Here is a 14597-nt window from a genome sequence, read left to right on the forward strand (position 1 = left end):
TTCTCCGTTTTTATCGATAGGCAGTTGGGGGTCAGGCTTCGAAGGCTTTTCCATCCCGACAGACAACCGCTCAGGAACGACCCTTACCTTAGCTGCGGTTGGCCGCGAAGTATTTCGCGGAGTGGCTGGATGTAGAAGGTTTCATGTTGGGCCCATGCGCAGACGCGCAACGACCACAACCCCTGTGGGAGTGAGCCTGCTCGCGAAGAGGTCAGTTGATTCAACCGCTTTTTCTGGGGACTGAACCTATGCTTTCGCGAGCAAGCTCGCTCCCACGGGATCGGGATCGGGGTTGGGTTGCAATCTCGGGCCGCCGCAGAACGTGTGGGAGTCAGCCTGCTACAGCTCGAACGGCTCACTTCCGCGCCGCCGGAACCATCCGGTCAGCGACAGTCGCTCGCGGGTTGAGGGCATGACTTCGTGGGGCATGTCTCCCGAGAGAAACACCACCAGGCATCCCCCGGTGGGCTGCACGTCATATTCCACGCCGCCTTTGAGGTACATGCGCAATTGACCACCGTGCTCCGGCAGCCAGGCGTCGTTGAGGTAGATGACGGCTGAAACCATGCGCTTGTCGTCATCCCGAAACCGATCCACATGCTTGCGATAGAACGCCCCGGGGGGATAAAGCGCGAAGTGGCTTTCGTAGTCTTCCAGCCCCAGAAACAGCCCGCGATTGAGCGCCTGACGCAGGCTATCCATCAAGTCCAGATAGCGATCGCAAGGTTCGGCCTGCCCCGCCTCCAGCCATTGAATGTGATCACCGCGAATCCCTTCGCGAACCTCCTGCGCCGGTCCTCGGCCCACTGCAGCAGGTGCGAGCTCACCCTGAACGGCACGCGTGCGGCATTCCAGGGCCAGCTCCCGGGTCAGGGCATCGGGCAGGAAAATGTTCTGCTGCGACCAGCCACGCTCGGCCAGGTCGTCGACGATTCGCAACAGCAGAGGGTGATCAGGGGATATGCGCATGGCGCGCATAGTATCCATACGCCGGTTAATCCGACAGAGCCCGGAGCCCGGCGAATGAGGAATATTTCTGCACAGGGAATACGCCCGAGCGGTTTTGCCGAACGGCAGGTCGAACCCACGAGTTTTAGCGGGGTCTGGCAAGTGTTAACTCGACAAATCCCCGCTGCCCCGCCGAGAATAGCGGCCTGCCGACAGGAGTCTCTAATGCGCCGTCTGTTTTTCCTGCTGTTGATGATTTCTTCCCTGCCCGTCTGGGCAGACGGCCACGATCAGCTGTACAAGCTTGCCGGCTGGCCGGAACAACGCGCTCATTTTGTCGATGCCCTGAAAGCCGCTCAGCAGCGCTACCGCAACAGCCTCCCGCCTGCCGTATTCGAGGCTCTGGTGAATAACAGCAATCAGCGTTTCGCGTCGCAGGCGATGGACCAGCGCGCAGAGCAAATGCTGCGGCAGACGCTGCCGGATCCAAACCCTGCGCTGCAGTTTTTCCAGACGCCTCTGGGGCGCAAGATCGTCAATGCCGAGCTCACGGCCACACGCCCCGACCAGCTGGCCAAAAACGCTCAAGGCTTGCCGCACATCCAGGCAGACGACAATCGTCTGCTGATCATCGGCCACCTGGCCAACGCCCTGCCTGCCAAGGAGGCCGGCGCCGAAGTCAGCCTCGCGATCGCCGGCGTCGCTGCAGACAGCCTGAGCTCGATGATCCCCGGCTTGATGGGCGGCAGCACCACCCAGGCAATGCTCGACGGTCAGCGTCAGCGACTTATGGGGCAGATCGGCAAAGACGTGAACAACACGCTGCTCTACGTGTACCGCGATCTGTCTGACGGCGAACTGGACGAGTTCGCTACCTTTGCCGAGTCAAACGAAGGCAAAGCCTATTACAAGGCAGCGCTGGCCTCTGTTCGCGCAGGGTTGGCGGTCGGACAGAATGTGAAATAACGTCAGTGGAACCGGCTTCAGCCGGGAAACGTGCCCGTGGAGTCTTACTCCATTCGCTCCGTCAGGAACTCAAAGAACCGCGCCCGCAACTCAGGCGTCTCGTTTGCCAGGTGGTGGCGCGCCTCTTCCAGCATGAGAATCTGCGGCTGATCAAATTTGTCCTTGAGCACAGCCAGATTGTGTTTCCAGTCCACGGTCATGTCCGACTCGCCCTGCACGATGAGCGGGCTGCGGCGGCTGCGAGGCGCGCGTTCGATGATTTCGACCCACTTGGCCAACGCCCCCACCCAGACTGTTGGCAGGCGTCGGGGTTGCAAGGGGTCCGCCAGCAGGAACGGCAGAAATGCCGGCGCGTTGGAGTTTTCGCTGAAACGCCTGTCGATCCCTTTGACGAAGCTGCGCAGCAGGTAATAGCTGAGCTTCGACAGTGCCCAGCCGCGTGGCCGCACCAGCGGCGCAAGCAGGATCGTCTGCCCCTGCGCCGGGCTGTCGTCGCCATGATGAAGCAAATGGTCGATGACAATTGCCCCGCCGGTACTCTGCCCGCACAAGTGCCATGGCTTGGGCAGCTGCAGGGTTTCGGCTTCGATGAACAGGCGATTCAGTACCGTCTGATACTCAGAGAAATCGGTAATGCTTGCCCGCGCTCCGCTGGACAGACCATGGCCCGGCAGGTCGCAGGTAATCACCGCCAGCCCTAGCCCCAGCGCCCAGTCGATGACATGCCCGTACAAGCCCACATGGTCGTAAAACCCATGCATCAGCACCAGCGTGCCGACCGGATGCTCGGGTTTCCAGAGCTGCGTGACGATTTCATAGCCACCCACTTCGAAGCGCCCCATCTGCCCGCTGCATGCGCCCTTCGGACCCACGGCGTTGAGACCATAGAAACGCTGGTAAGCCCGGGCCTCTGACGACAGCTCTCGGAAAACACTCAGCGGCACTGCCTCGGCGCGCAAGTGATCGGGATCGAACGTGTCAGACATCGGTATTCCTGTTCTGGGTTCATAGGAGCGGGGGCACGGAAGTGTCATCTGTCCGTTGCGGCGTGGCAAGTTACCTCGCTTGCATCCTGGGCCCACCGTCTACCCAGTGACGCGACAAATCTGTAGCCTGCGAACCTTCCCGATTCTCATTTGAGCCCCCGGATGAAACGCAGCCTTTACGTCGTCGTCGCACTGCTGGTAGTCATCGGGTGCGCCGGCGTCTGGTATATCCACAGCAAGCAGCCGGTTCGCGATGGCCAGATGAGCCTGAAAGGGCTGCAGGCTCCCGTAACGGTACGTTACGACGAGCGCGGCGTGCCGCACATTCGCGCCGCAAACCAGGACGATCTGTACCGCGCGCTTGGCTATGTTCACGCGCAGGATCGCCTGTTCCAGATGGAAATTCTGCGCAGGCTGGCGCGTGGCGAACTGGCTGAAGTGCTTGGCCCGAAACTGATCAACACCGACAAGCTCTTCCGCAGCTTGCGCATTCGCGAGCACGCCGACGCCTACGTGGCTCGTCAGGATCAGAACACGCCCGCGTGGAAAGCGCTTCAGGCGTACCTCGACGGCATCAACCAGTTTCAGGCAACGCACCCGAAGCCAGTCGAATTCGACGTGCTGGGCATACGCGAGCGGCCATTCACCGCACAGGACACCCTCAGCGTCGGCGGTTATCTGGCCTACAGCTTCGCGGCGGCCTTTCGTACCGAGCCGTTGATGACCTATGTGCGCAATCAACTGGGGCCGGATTACCTCAAAATTTTCGACCTTGAGTGGCAGCCTCAGGGGGCGCTCGGCCAGTCGCCCGCGCTGACGAGCAACGACTGGAAAAACCTCGATGACTTGGCGCTGCTCAGCCAACAGGCCCTGGAGAAGGCCGGCCTGCCGCAGTTTGAAGGCAGCAATGCCTGGGCGGTGTCCGGCAGTCGCACCCAGAGTGGCAAGCCGTTGCTGGCGGGTGATCCGCACATTCGCTTTTCGGTGCCAGCGGTGTGGTACGAAGCCCAACTCACAGCGCCGGGTTTCGAACTGTATGGGCACTTCCAGGCACTGAACCCCTTCGCGCTGCTCGGCCACAACCTGGATTTCGGCTGGAGCCTGACGATGTTCCAGAACGACGATCTGGACCTGGTCGCAGAAAAGACCAACCCCGACAACCCGAATCAGGTCTGGTATCACGGCGCCTGGGTAGACATGACGTCCCGCACTGAACAGATCGACGTGAAGGGCGAGTCGCCTGTCGTGGTTACTCTGCGCCAGTCACCCCATGGCCCGATCGTCAACGACGCAATGGGCGCCAACGGCACGCAACAGCCGAGCGACACACCGATCGCAATGTGGTGGTCGTTCCTGGAATCGGATAATCCGATCCTGCAGGGCTTTTACGAGGCCAACCGTGCTGACACGCTGGCCAAGATGCGGGGTGCCGCGGAGAAGATTCAATCGCCAGGCCTGAATATCGTCTACGCCAACGCCAAGGGCGATATCGGCTGGTGGGCGGCAGCGCAACTGCCCAAGCGCCCCGCCGGCGTGGATCCAGCTTTCATTCTCGACGGCAGTTCGGAGCAGGCCGACAAGAATGGGTTCTATCCCTTCAGCGCCAATCCGCAGGAAGAAAACCCGGCGCGTGGCTACATTGTCTCGGCTAACTTCCAGCCGGTATCGCCTATCGGCATGGAGATTCCGGGTTACTACAACCTTCCCGAGCGTGGGCGACAGCTTGATCGCCAACTGAGCGACGACAAGGTGAGATGGAACCTGGAGAACAGCCAGGCGCTGCAACTGGGCATCCGGACTGACTACGCGGCGCAAATTCTCGAACCGCTGATTCCGGTGCTACGTCGAGTGGTGAGCGAGCCGGAGGAGCACGACCTGCTCGAACGACTGGCAGCGTGGGAAGGCGACTATTCGGTGGATTCGGTGGGCGCAACGCTGTTCAATCAGTTCCTCTTCAACCTGGCGGATCAGACCTTCCACGACGAACTGGGCGACGGGCTGTTCAACACGCTGTTGTCGACTCGGCTTATCGATTCAGCGCTACCGCGACTGGCCGCCGACCCCGCTTCGCCGTGGTGGAACAATCGCCATTCGCGTGAGCCCGAGAGCCGGGACAACACCGTTAAAGTTGCCTGGCACGCAGCGGTTTCGCATTTGAAATCGTTGTACGGGCAGAACCCGGATGAATGGACGTGGGGCAAGGCTCACACCCTTACCCATGAGCACCCGCTGGGCAAACAACCGCCGCTGGACATGCTGTTCAATGTCGGCCCGTTCGCAGCGCCGGGCACCCATGAGGTGCCGAACAACCTCTCCGCGAGTATGGGGCCTGCGCCGTGGCCGGTGACTTACGGACCGTCAACGCGCCGCCTCATCGACTTTGCCGACCCGGCCCACGCACTCGGGATCAATCCTGTGGGCCAGAGCGGCGTTTTGTTCGACAAGCATTATGCCGATCAGGCGCAGCGCTACATAAAAGGCGAGTACGCGCCAGAGCGGTTCAGCGAAGGGGATGTGAAGGGGAACAGCAAGGAGGTGTTGGAGCTGGTGCCATGACAACCCCGACGGCACTGCGGGAGTCGGCTTTAGCGGCGAAGCAGAGATTGCCCATCAACGGCAGGTATCAGGGCCCGTAGGAGCCGGCTTGCTGGCGAACGGGATTGATCATTGACCGCTGCGGTGTCTGGACCAATTCGCCAGCAAGCCGGCTCCTACAGAGGAATGCATCCGTCCAGTGAGATCATGCAGTGAACGTGGACTCAACTGTGGGACCGGCTTTAGCCGGGAAGGCGTCGGACGTTAAGCCGCATATCTGTAGCGCACATACCGGCCTCTTCCCGGCTGAAGCCGGTCCCACTGACAGCATCGCTGTGCATCCAGTGGAGCTGGCTGGAGTTCCACTGAATGCATCGCGTGCATTCAGTGGGGCTGGCTGGAGTTCCAGTACAGCATCGCGTGCATCCAGTGAGAACATCTCACTGGAGCAGTGATCGGGATCAAACCGACTCGACCACCTTCGCGCGGCGGACGTCCGGTTGTTTCCAGCCGTCTGCTGCAGCTTCTTCGATGGCCAACTGAATGGCGCGCTTGCGGTTGTTCTCCGCGCGGCGGCTGAAGAACCACACCAGGAAGGTAGCGATCGACACGGCCAGCAGAATCAGACTGGCAATCGCATTGATCTCCGGCTTCACACCCAGACGCACCGCCGAGAACACCTCCATCGGCAACGTCGTCGAGCCAGGGCCGGACACAAAACTCGCCAGAACCAAATCGTCCAGCGAGAGCGCGAAGGACATCATCGCGCCCGCTGCCAGCGACGGCGCGATCATCGGGATGGTGATCAGGAAGAACACCTTCCACGGCCGCGCACCCAGGTCCATTGCCGCTTCCTCAATGGACATGTCCAGCTCGCGCAGACGTGCCGAGACGACCACCGCCACGTAGGCCGCACAAAAGGTGGTGTGGGCGATCCAGATGGTGACGATGCCACGCTCCTGGGGCCAGCCGATCAACTGCGCCATCGCCACGAACAGCAGCAATAGCGACAGACCGGTGATGACCTCAGGCATGACCAGCGGCGCGGTAACCAGACCGCCAAAAAACGTCTTGCCCTTGAAGCGGGTGATGCGTGTCAGCACAAACGCCGCCATGGTGCCCAGCGCTACCGCCGCTATCGAGGTATACAGCGCGATTTCCAGCGAACGCATGACTGCGCTCATCAGCTGGGTGTTGTCGAGCAGGCCGACGTACCATTTCACCGACCAGCCGCCCCAGACTGTCACCAGCTTGGAGGCATTGAACGAGTAAATCACCAGAATGACCATGGGCGCGTAGATGAAGATCAGGCCCAGTACCAACATCAGGTTCGAGAATCGGAAGCCTCTCATGCCTTGCCCTCCAGCTCTTTGGCCTGACTGCGGTTGAACAGAATGATCGGCACGATGAGGATCAGCAGCATGACCACCGCCAGAGACGAGGCTACCGGCCAGTCACGGTTGTTGAAGAATTCCTGCCACAGCACTTTACCGATCATCAGCGTCTCGGGACCGCCCAGCAATTCAGGGATGACAAACTCGCCCACCACTGGAATGAACACCAGCATGCAGCCGGCGATGATGCCGTTCTTGGACAGCGGAACAGTGATCTTCCAGAAGCTGTTGAAGGTGCTCGAACCCAGGTCGGACGCCGCCTCAAGCAAGCTTTGATCGTGCTTCACCAGGTTGGCGTACAGCGGCAGGATCATGAACGGCAAGTACGAATAAACCACACCGATGTACACCGCCAGGTTGGTGTTGAGTATCTGCAACGGCTCGCTGATCACCCCCAGCCACATCAGGAACGCATTGAGCAGTCCGTTATTGCTGAGGATGCCCATCCACGCGTAGACCCGAATCAGAATCGCGGTCCAGGTCGGCATCATGATCAGCAGCAACAGCACGGTCTGCATTTCTTTACGGGCAATGGAAATGCCGTAGGCCATCGGATAGCCGATCAACAGGCACAACAGCGTGCTGATGAACGCCATCTTCAACGAGCCCAAATACGCCGAGATGTACAAATCATCACTGGTCAGCAGCGCGTAGTTGGCGAAGTTGAGCACGATGTCCAGCTTCTGCTCGACGTACGTGAAAATCTCGGTGTACGGCGGAATGGCCACATCGGCCTCAGCGAAGCTGATCTTGATGACGATCAGAAACGGCAGCGCAAAAAACAGAAACAGCCACAGGAACGGCACGCCAATCACGGCCTGACGCCCGGTGGGTTTTATTCGGTTGAAAGCCCGTTTGATTTTTCGGATTTTCATGAGCGCAGTACCACACCGCTGTCGTCTTCCCACCAGACGAAGACTTCGTCGTCCCAAGTGGGCCGCGTGCCCTGGCGCTCGGCGTTGGCAACGAAGGACTGCACCAGCTTGCCCGATGGCAGCTGAACATAGAACACCGAGTGACCGCCCAGATAAGCGATGTCGTGAACCTTGCCGCGCGACCAGTTGTGTTCGAACGATGGCTGTTCAGTGGTCACCAACAGCTTTTCAGGACGCAGCGCGTAGGTGATCCGCTTGTCTTCCACCGACGTGGTCACGCCGTGGCCGACGTAGATTTTGCGTTCCAGCTCGGGGCTGCTGATCAGCGCATGGCCTTCCATGTCTTCAATGACTTCGCCTTCGAACAGGTTGACGTTGCCGATGAATTCACAGACCAACCGACTGGTCGGCGTCTCGTAGATATCGATAGGACTGCCGATCTGCGCGATCCACCCCAGGTGCATGATCGCAATGCGCTGGGCCATGGTCATGGCCTCTTCCTGGTCGTGGGTCACCATCACGCAGGTCACGCCCACGCGCTCGATGATTTCCACCAGCTCCAATTGCATTTGCGAGCGCAGCTTCTTATCCAGTGCGCCCATGGGTTCGTCGAGCAGCAGCAGTTTTGGTTTTTTCGCCAGGGAACGCGCCAGTGCTACACGCTGACGCTGACCGCCCGACAACTGATGCGGCTTGCGCTTGGCGTACTGGGTCATTTGCACCAGTTTGAGCATCTCGGCAACCCGCGCCTCAATCTCCGCCTTGGGCAGCTTGTCCTGCTGCAAACCGAACGCGATGTTCTGCGCCACGGTCATGTGCGGAAACAGCGCGTAGGACTGGAACATCATGTTGATCGGTCGTTCGTACGGCGGCATGTCCGTAATGTCGACGCCGTCGAGGAAAATGCGCCCTTCGGTCGGGCGCTCAAAGCCGGCGAGCATCCGCAGCAGGGTGGATTTCCCCGAGCCGGAACCGCCGAGCAGGGCGAAAATCTCGCCTTTGTTGATCTGCAGAGACACATCGTCCACAGCAATCGTCTCATCGAACTTCTTCGTGACCCGATCGATCTTGACCAGCACCTGTTTGGGTTGCTGACCGCCCTCAAGGGCTTTCTTGTAGGCGCCGGAGGCAACTGCCATGGGTGAAACTCCCAACTGTTTTTGCGCCCGGCCAATGCGGCCGGGCGCCAAGGTCTTTATTTACCGGATTTGATCTTCGTCCAGCTGCGCGTCATCACGCGCTGGATCTTGGGCGGCAGTTCGGAGTTGACGTACAAACGTGCCTGCACCTCTTTTGAGGGGTACACCGCCTCATCGTTGCGAATTTCCTGGTCCATCAGCGCGCCTGAAGCCGGGTTCGGGTTGGCATAACCCACCTGATCACTGACCTTGGCGATGACGTCGGGCTTGAGGATGTAATTGATGAACGCATGAGCGGCCTTCACGTCCGGCGCATCCGCAGGGATGGCGAGCATGTCGAACCACAGATTGCCGCCTTCTTTCGGAATGGCGTAGGCGATGTTGACGCCTTTACCGGCCTCTGCGGCACGGGCCTTGGCCTGGAATACGTCGCCGGAGAAACCGGCAGCGATACAGATGTCGCCATTGGCCAGGTCAGTGATGTACTTGGACGAGTTGAAATAGGTCACGTATGGGCGGACTTTCAGCAGCTTGGCTTCAGCGGCTTTGTAGTCTTTTTCGTCGGTGCTGTTGGGGTTAAGCCCCATGTAGTTCAGGACCGCCGGCATCATCTCGTCAGCCGAGTCCAGGAACGCGACGCCACATTTTTGCAGCTTCTTGATGTTCTCCGGCTCGAACAGCGTGGCCCACGAGTCGATGGTGTCGACGCCCAGCACTTCCTTGATCTTGTCGACGTTGTAGCCGATGCCGTTGGTGCCCCACAGGTACGGCACTGCGTACTGGTTGCCCGGGTCGTTCTTTTCGAGGCGTTTGAGCAGTTCAGGGTCAAGGTTGGAGTAGTTAGGCAGCTGCTTTTTGTCGAGCTTCTGGAAAGCGCCGGCCTTGATCTGCTTGCCGAGGAAGTGGTTGGACGGCACGACCACGTCATACCCGGTGTGGCCCGCGAGCAGCTTGCCTTCCAGGGTTTCGTTGGAGTCGAAGACGTCGTACTTGGTCTTGATCCCGGTGGTGGAAGTGAAGTCGTCCAGCGTCGTGGTGCCGATGTAATCGGACCAGTTATAAATGCGGACAGTGGAATCCGCGTAGGCACCGGCAGCGACCATGAGGCCGGCGCCGAGCAGCAAGCCTTTCGAAAATAAAGAAATAGACACGTGTGCTGTCCTTTTTTAGTAGGTGGGCCTATTGCCCGTACCGATGACAGTAACGACTGCCTGTGACCCATCCGGCGCGCAACTTACCTTCGATAAACCCTTCTCGCAAAAAAACTTTTTGTGACGCGGGTGTGTGGGAGTGAGCTTGCTCGTGAACGCGGTGTGTCAGTCCTGCATCCGGCTCAGGCAGAACGCATTCGCGAGCAAGCTCACTCCTACAGTTTGGGCGGGGCATGCGCCCCACCCGGTCAGGCTTATTTACCCGACTTGATGTTGGTCCAGCTGCGGGTCATCAAGCGCTGAGTGGCCGCAGGCAAATCGGCGATCGCGTACAGCTTGGCCAGGACGTCTGCCGGCGGGTACACGCCCGGGTCAGACGTGATGTCCTTGTCGACGAACTCGGTCGCAGCCTTGTTGCCGTTCGGGAAGTGAACGGAGTTGGTGATCTCGGCCATTACCTTGGGTTGCAGGATAAAGTTCATGAACTTGTAGGCGCCTTCGACGTTTTCAGCATCTTTCGGGATGGCGACCATGTCGTAGAAGCTGCCTGCACCTTCTTTCGGAATGTTGTAGCTGACTTTGACCTTGCCGCCCGCCTCTTCGGCGCGTGCCTTGGCCTGGTAGATGTCACCCGAATAGCCCACGGCTACGCAGACGTTGCCGTTGGCCAGGTCCGAGATGTACTTGGACGAGTGGAAGTAGGTGATCGAAGGACGGATCTTCTTGAACAGATCCTCGGCCTTCTGAATGTCTTCCTTCTTCTGAGTATCGGTTGGCAGCCCCAGATAATGCAGCGCCACCGGCAGCATTTCGGTGGGCGAGTCGAGGAAGCTGATACCGCAGCCTTTCAGCTTGGCAGCGTTTTCAGGCTTGAAAAGCAGGTCCCAGGAGTTCACCGGTGCGTCAGCGCCGAGTGCAGCTTTGACCTTTTCGGCGTTGAAGCCGATGCCGATCGAGCCCCACATGTACGGGAAGGCGTGCTTGTTCTCCGGGTCGCTGATGGACACGGCTTTCAACAGAGCAGGATCGAGGTTTTTGTAATTTGGCAGTTTGGACTTGTCCAGTTCCTGGTACACGCCGGCCTTGATCTGCTTGGCCAGGAAGTTGTTCGACGGAACGACGATGTCGTAACCCGATTTACCCGCCAGCAACTTCGCTTCGAGAGTCTCGTTGCTGTCGAACACGTCGTACACCACTTTGATGCCCGACTCTTTCTCGAAGTCGGCGATGGTGTTCGGTGCGATGTAATCGGACCAGTTATAGACGTGCAGAACCTTGTCATCGGCATGTGCGGCGGCGGCCGCTGCACCCATGAGGGACAAGGCCAGAAGGGTTTTGCCAAATTTCTTCATTCGTACGGCTCCAGTGTTTTTACGTAAGCGGCGTCAAGACGGCGGACAGTCTGGCAATTTCCCGATAAAAATTCAGCCTTGCAATGCCTCAAGCGTCAGATCAAGGCACTTGCGTGCTTTTTCGACCAACTCGTCGATCTCGGCGAACGTGATCACCAGCGGCGGCGAGATAATCATGGTATCGCCCACGGCCCGCATGATCAGGCCGTTATTGAAGCAGAAAGTGCGGCAAATCATGCCTGCGCCTCGGCCGGCATAGCGTTCACGAGTGGTCTTGTCCTTCACCAGTTCGATCGCGCCCAGCATGCCGACGCCCCGCACTTCACCCACCAGCGGGTGATCGCTCAGCTCGCGCAGACGCTTTTGCAAATAGGGTGCCGTTTCGGATTTCACCCGCTCGACGATCTTTTCTTCACTCAGGATGCGGATGTTTTCCAGCCCAACCGCTGCCGCCACCGGGTGGCCGGAGTAGGTAAAGCCGTGGTTGAAATCGCCGCCTTCGTTCAGCACCTTGACCACTTCGTCGCGCACGATGACGCCGCCCATGGGGATATAGCCCGAGGTCAGGCCCTTGGCAATGGTCATCAGGTCCGGCTTGAGGTCGTAGAAATCGCTGCCAAACCACTCGCCGGTACGACCAAAACCACAGATCACTTCATCGGCGACGAAAAGGATGCCGTACCTGGCGAGGATGTCCTTGATCTTCGGCCAGTAAGTGTCAGGCGGAACGATCACGCCACCCGCGCCTTGAATCGGCTCGGCGATGAACGCGCCCACGTTTTCGACGCCCAGTTCGAGAATCTTCTTCTCCAGTTGCTCGGCTGCCCACACGCCAAACTCGTCGGGGGTCATGTCCCCGCCTTCACCGAACCAGTAAGGCTGCGGAATGTGGACGATGCCGGGAATGGGCAAGTCGCCTTGCTCGTGCATGTAGGTCATGCCGCCCAGGCTCGCGCCAGCGACGGTTGAGCCGTGGTAACCGTTAACGCGACTGATGATGACTTTCTTGCTCGGTTGTCCCTTGATCGCCCAGTAGTGACGAACCAGACGCAGCACCGTGTCGTTGCCTTCGGAGCCTGAACCGGTAAAGAACACGTGGTTCATGCCTTCCGGGGCGATGTCGGAAATGGCTTTGGCCAACTGAAGTGCCGGCGGGTGAGCGGTCTGGAAGAACAGGTTGTAATAGGGCAATTCACGCATCTGCTTGCTGGCAGCGTCCGCCAGCTCTTCACGGCCATAGCCGATGGCGACACACCACAAGCCGGCCATACCGTCGAGGATCTTGTTGCCTTCGCTGTCCCAGAGATAAACGCCCTTGGCCTTGGTGATGATGCGCGGGCCTTTTTCTTTGAGCTGTTTGAAATCGCTGAACGGCGCCAGGTGATGATCACTGCTGAGCGCTTGCCATTCGAGGGTTTGCGGGTTGTTGGAACTCATGAATCACTCCATAGAAATATCGCGTGTGGGGCGCCGTCGATCCGCTTGGAATTCGCTCGGCTCTGACGGTGCCCCGGGAGTCAGACGGCAAATAGCAGGAATTCCCGCTCCCACGAACTGATCACACGCTTGAAGTTTTCGTGCTCGGCGCGCTTGACCGCGACGTAGCCGGTGATGAATTTCTTGCCGAGGTACTTTTCGACCGTCTTGCTGTTTTCCATGCGCTCGAGCGCGTCTTCGATGGTCAACGGCAAGCGCAGGTTGCGTCGCTCGTAACCACGGCCGACCACGGGAGCACTGGGGTTCAAACCTTCGACCATGCCGATGAAGCCGCACAACAGGCTGGCGGCAATGGCCAGGTAAGGGTTGGCATCGGCGCCGGGCAGGCGGTTTTCCACGCGACGGTTCTGCGGGCCGGCATCCGGCACGCGCAAGCCAACGGTGCGGTTTTCCTCGCCCCACTCCACGTTGACCGGTGCGGATGTATCAGGCAGGAAGCGGCGGAACGAGTTCACGTTGGGGGCAAACAACGGCAGCAGCTCGGGAATCAGCTTCTGCAAGCCACCGATGTGCTGCAGGAACAGCTGGCTCATCGTGCCGTCTTCGTTGGAGAAGATGTTCTTGCCGGTCTCGATGTCGATGATGCTCTGGTGCAGGTGCATTGCGCTGCCGGGCTCGCCGGTCATGGGCTTGGCCATGAAGGTCGCGGCCACATCGTGCTTGAGCGCGGCTTCGCGCATGGTGCGTTTGAACACCAGAATCTGATCCGCCAGCGACAGCGCGTCGCCGTGACGGAAGTTGATCTCCATCTGCGCAGTGCCGTCCTCGTGAATCAGCGTGTCGAGGTCCAGGTTCTGCAGCTCGCACCAGTCATAGACGTCTTCGAACAACGGGTCGAATTCGTTGGCGGCTTCAATGGAGAAAGACTGACGCCCGGTTTCCGGGCGACCGGAGCGGCCTACTGGCGGCTGCAACGGATAGTCGGGGTCGTCGCTGCGCTTGGTCAGGTAGAACTCCATCTCCGGCGCTACGATAGGCTGCCAGCCTTGATCGGCGTAGAGCTTGAGCACTTTCTTGAGGACGTTGCGCGGCGACAGCTCGATAGGATTGCCTTGCTTGTCGTAGGTGTCGTGAATCACCTGCGCGGTCGGCTCGATGGCCCAGGGCACCAGAAACACCGCGCTCTGGTCTGGGCGGCAGAACATGTCGATGTCTGCAGGGTCCAGCAATTCGTAGTAGATGTCGTCTTCGACGTAATCGCCGGTCACGGTCTGGAGCAGTACGCTTTCCGGTAAGCGCATGCCCTTTTCAGCAATGAACTTGTTGGTCGGTGAGATCTTGCCCCGCGTGATGCCGGTGAGGTCGGCGATCATGCATTCGACTTCGGTAATCCTGTGTTCTTTCAACCAATCGGTGAGCTGGTCGAGGTTGGTACTCATAAATACCTCAGGGTTTTGATTCCTGGTCGCCGTCATGGCGGTCAGGCGTTCTTTGAAACGCTGGCATCAGGGTGTTGCAGGCCTCGGCCCGGCATTGCCAATTGCCCGGAAGACTGAAAGATAGTCGCGGTCACGCATCAGGTGCCACTTCGCATGCGGTAAAAATTCTGGACAGCCGAATAACGGCCGAAGCAAGAGGCGCGCCTGCTGGAACCGCTGCGCGGTTAAAGAGTAAGGTGACGGGATGTTGCGCAGGAACATGAACAGCATCCGGCGCCCGAGCTGGGCCGCAACAGTGAAAGGCTTGGACGTGGAGCGCGGGAGCCCGATGTGCTGAGTGCAGGCGGTGAAGCCGATCAGCGGAAGGCGAAACAT

General features: G+C 59.4%; 12 protein-coding genes. 2 read left to right on the forward strand and 10 right to left on the reverse strand.

Going from position 1 to position 14597, the window contains the following annotated elements:
- Nucleotides 1–339: 339 nt before the first annotated feature.
- Nucleotides 340–978, reverse strand: a complete 639-nt coding sequence (locus QRN48_RS09750; protein ID WP_037016200.1) for a 2OG-Fe(II) oxygenase — start codon at nucleotides 976–978, stop codon at nucleotides 340–342.
- Nucleotides 979–1173: 195 nt separating this feature from the next.
- Between QRN48_RS09750 and QRN48_RS09755 the strand changes: the two genes are divergently transcribed.
- Nucleotides 1174–1914, forward strand: coding sequence for a DUF2059 domain-containing protein (locus tag QRN48_RS09755; protein ID WP_191944038.1), 741 nt, complete (start codon nucleotides 1174–1176; stop codon nucleotides 1912–1914).
- Nucleotides 1915–1958: 44 nt separating this feature from the next.
- Here the strand turns inward: QRN48_RS09755 and bipL are convergent, their stop codons facing one another.
- On the reverse strand, nucleotides 1959–2900 hold the full coding sequence (gene bipL / locus QRN48_RS09760; RefSeq protein WP_285350285.1) for a phospholipase BipL: 942 nt from the start codon (nucleotides 2898–2900) through the stop codon (nucleotides 1959–1961).
- 162 nt (nucleotides 2901–3062) lie between these two features.
- On the opposite strand from bipL, the gene QRN48_RS09765 reads away from it, so the two are divergent.
- Entirely contained in the window at nucleotides 3063–5456 is a 2394-nt protein-coding gene (locus QRN48_RS09765) for a penicillin acylase family protein (RefSeq protein ID WP_285350287.1), read from the forward strand.
- A 440-nt stretch (nucleotides 5457–5896) separates the two neighbouring features.
- Here QRN48_RS09765 and QRN48_RS09770 read toward each other — a convergent pair whose 3' ends face one another.
- From QRN48_RS09770 to QRN48_RS09805, 8 genes are all read right to left on the reverse strand, one after another.
- The gene (locus QRN48_RS09770) at nucleotides 5897–6787 is read right to left on the reverse strand and encodes an ABC transporter permease subunit (RefSeq protein WP_285350289.1); all 891 of its coding nucleotides are present in this window, start codon (nucleotides 6785–6787) and stop codon (nucleotides 5897–5899) included.
- Entirely contained in the window at nucleotides 6784–7704 is a 921-nt protein-coding gene (locus QRN48_RS09775) for an ABC transporter permease subunit (RefSeq protein ID WP_191944041.1), read from the reverse strand. The genes QRN48_RS09770 and QRN48_RS09775 overlap by 4 nt, the downstream gene beginning before the upstream one ends.
- A complete protein-coding gene (gene potA / locus QRN48_RS09780) occupies nucleotides 7701–8843 on the reverse strand; it encodes a polyamine ABC transporter ATP-binding protein (RefSeq protein ID WP_285350290.1) in 1143 nt (380 codons plus the stop codon). The genes QRN48_RS09775 and potA overlap by 4 nt, the downstream gene beginning before the upstream one ends.
- Before the next feature lie 56 nt (nucleotides 8844–8899).
- On the reverse strand, nucleotides 8900–9994 hold the full coding sequence (locus tag QRN48_RS09785; protein ID WP_037016219.1) for a polyamine ABC transporter substrate-binding protein: 1095 nt from the start codon (nucleotides 9992–9994) through the stop codon (nucleotides 8900–8902).
- 254 nt (nucleotides 9995–10248) lie between these two features.
- On the reverse strand, nucleotides 10249–11346 hold the full coding sequence (locus tag QRN48_RS09790) for a polyamine ABC transporter substrate-binding protein (RefSeq protein WP_037016222.1): 1098 nt from the start codon (nucleotides 11344–11346) through the stop codon (nucleotides 10249–10251).
- A gap of 72 nt (nucleotides 11347–11418) precedes the next feature.
- Entirely contained in the window at nucleotides 11419–12783 is a 1365-nt protein-coding gene (locus QRN48_RS09795) for an aspartate aminotransferase family protein (RefSeq protein WP_285350291.1), read from the reverse strand.
- Nucleotides 12784–12863: 80 nt separating this feature from the next.
- A complete protein-coding gene (locus QRN48_RS09800) occupies nucleotides 12864–14222 on the reverse strand; it encodes a glutamine synthetase family protein (protein ID WP_037016227.1) in 1359 nt (452 codons plus the stop codon).
- 66 nt (nucleotides 14223–14288) lie between these two features.
- Entirely contained in the window at nucleotides 14289–14597 is a 309-nt protein-coding gene (locus QRN48_RS09805) for a hypothetical protein (RefSeq protein ID WP_191944044.1), read from the reverse strand.

It is taken from the genome of Pseudomonas sp. ME-P-057 (assembly GCF_030208975.1).
GTDB lineage: Bacteria > Pseudomonadota > Gammaproteobacteria > Pseudomonadales > Pseudomonadaceae > Aquipseudomonas > Aquipseudomonas lutea.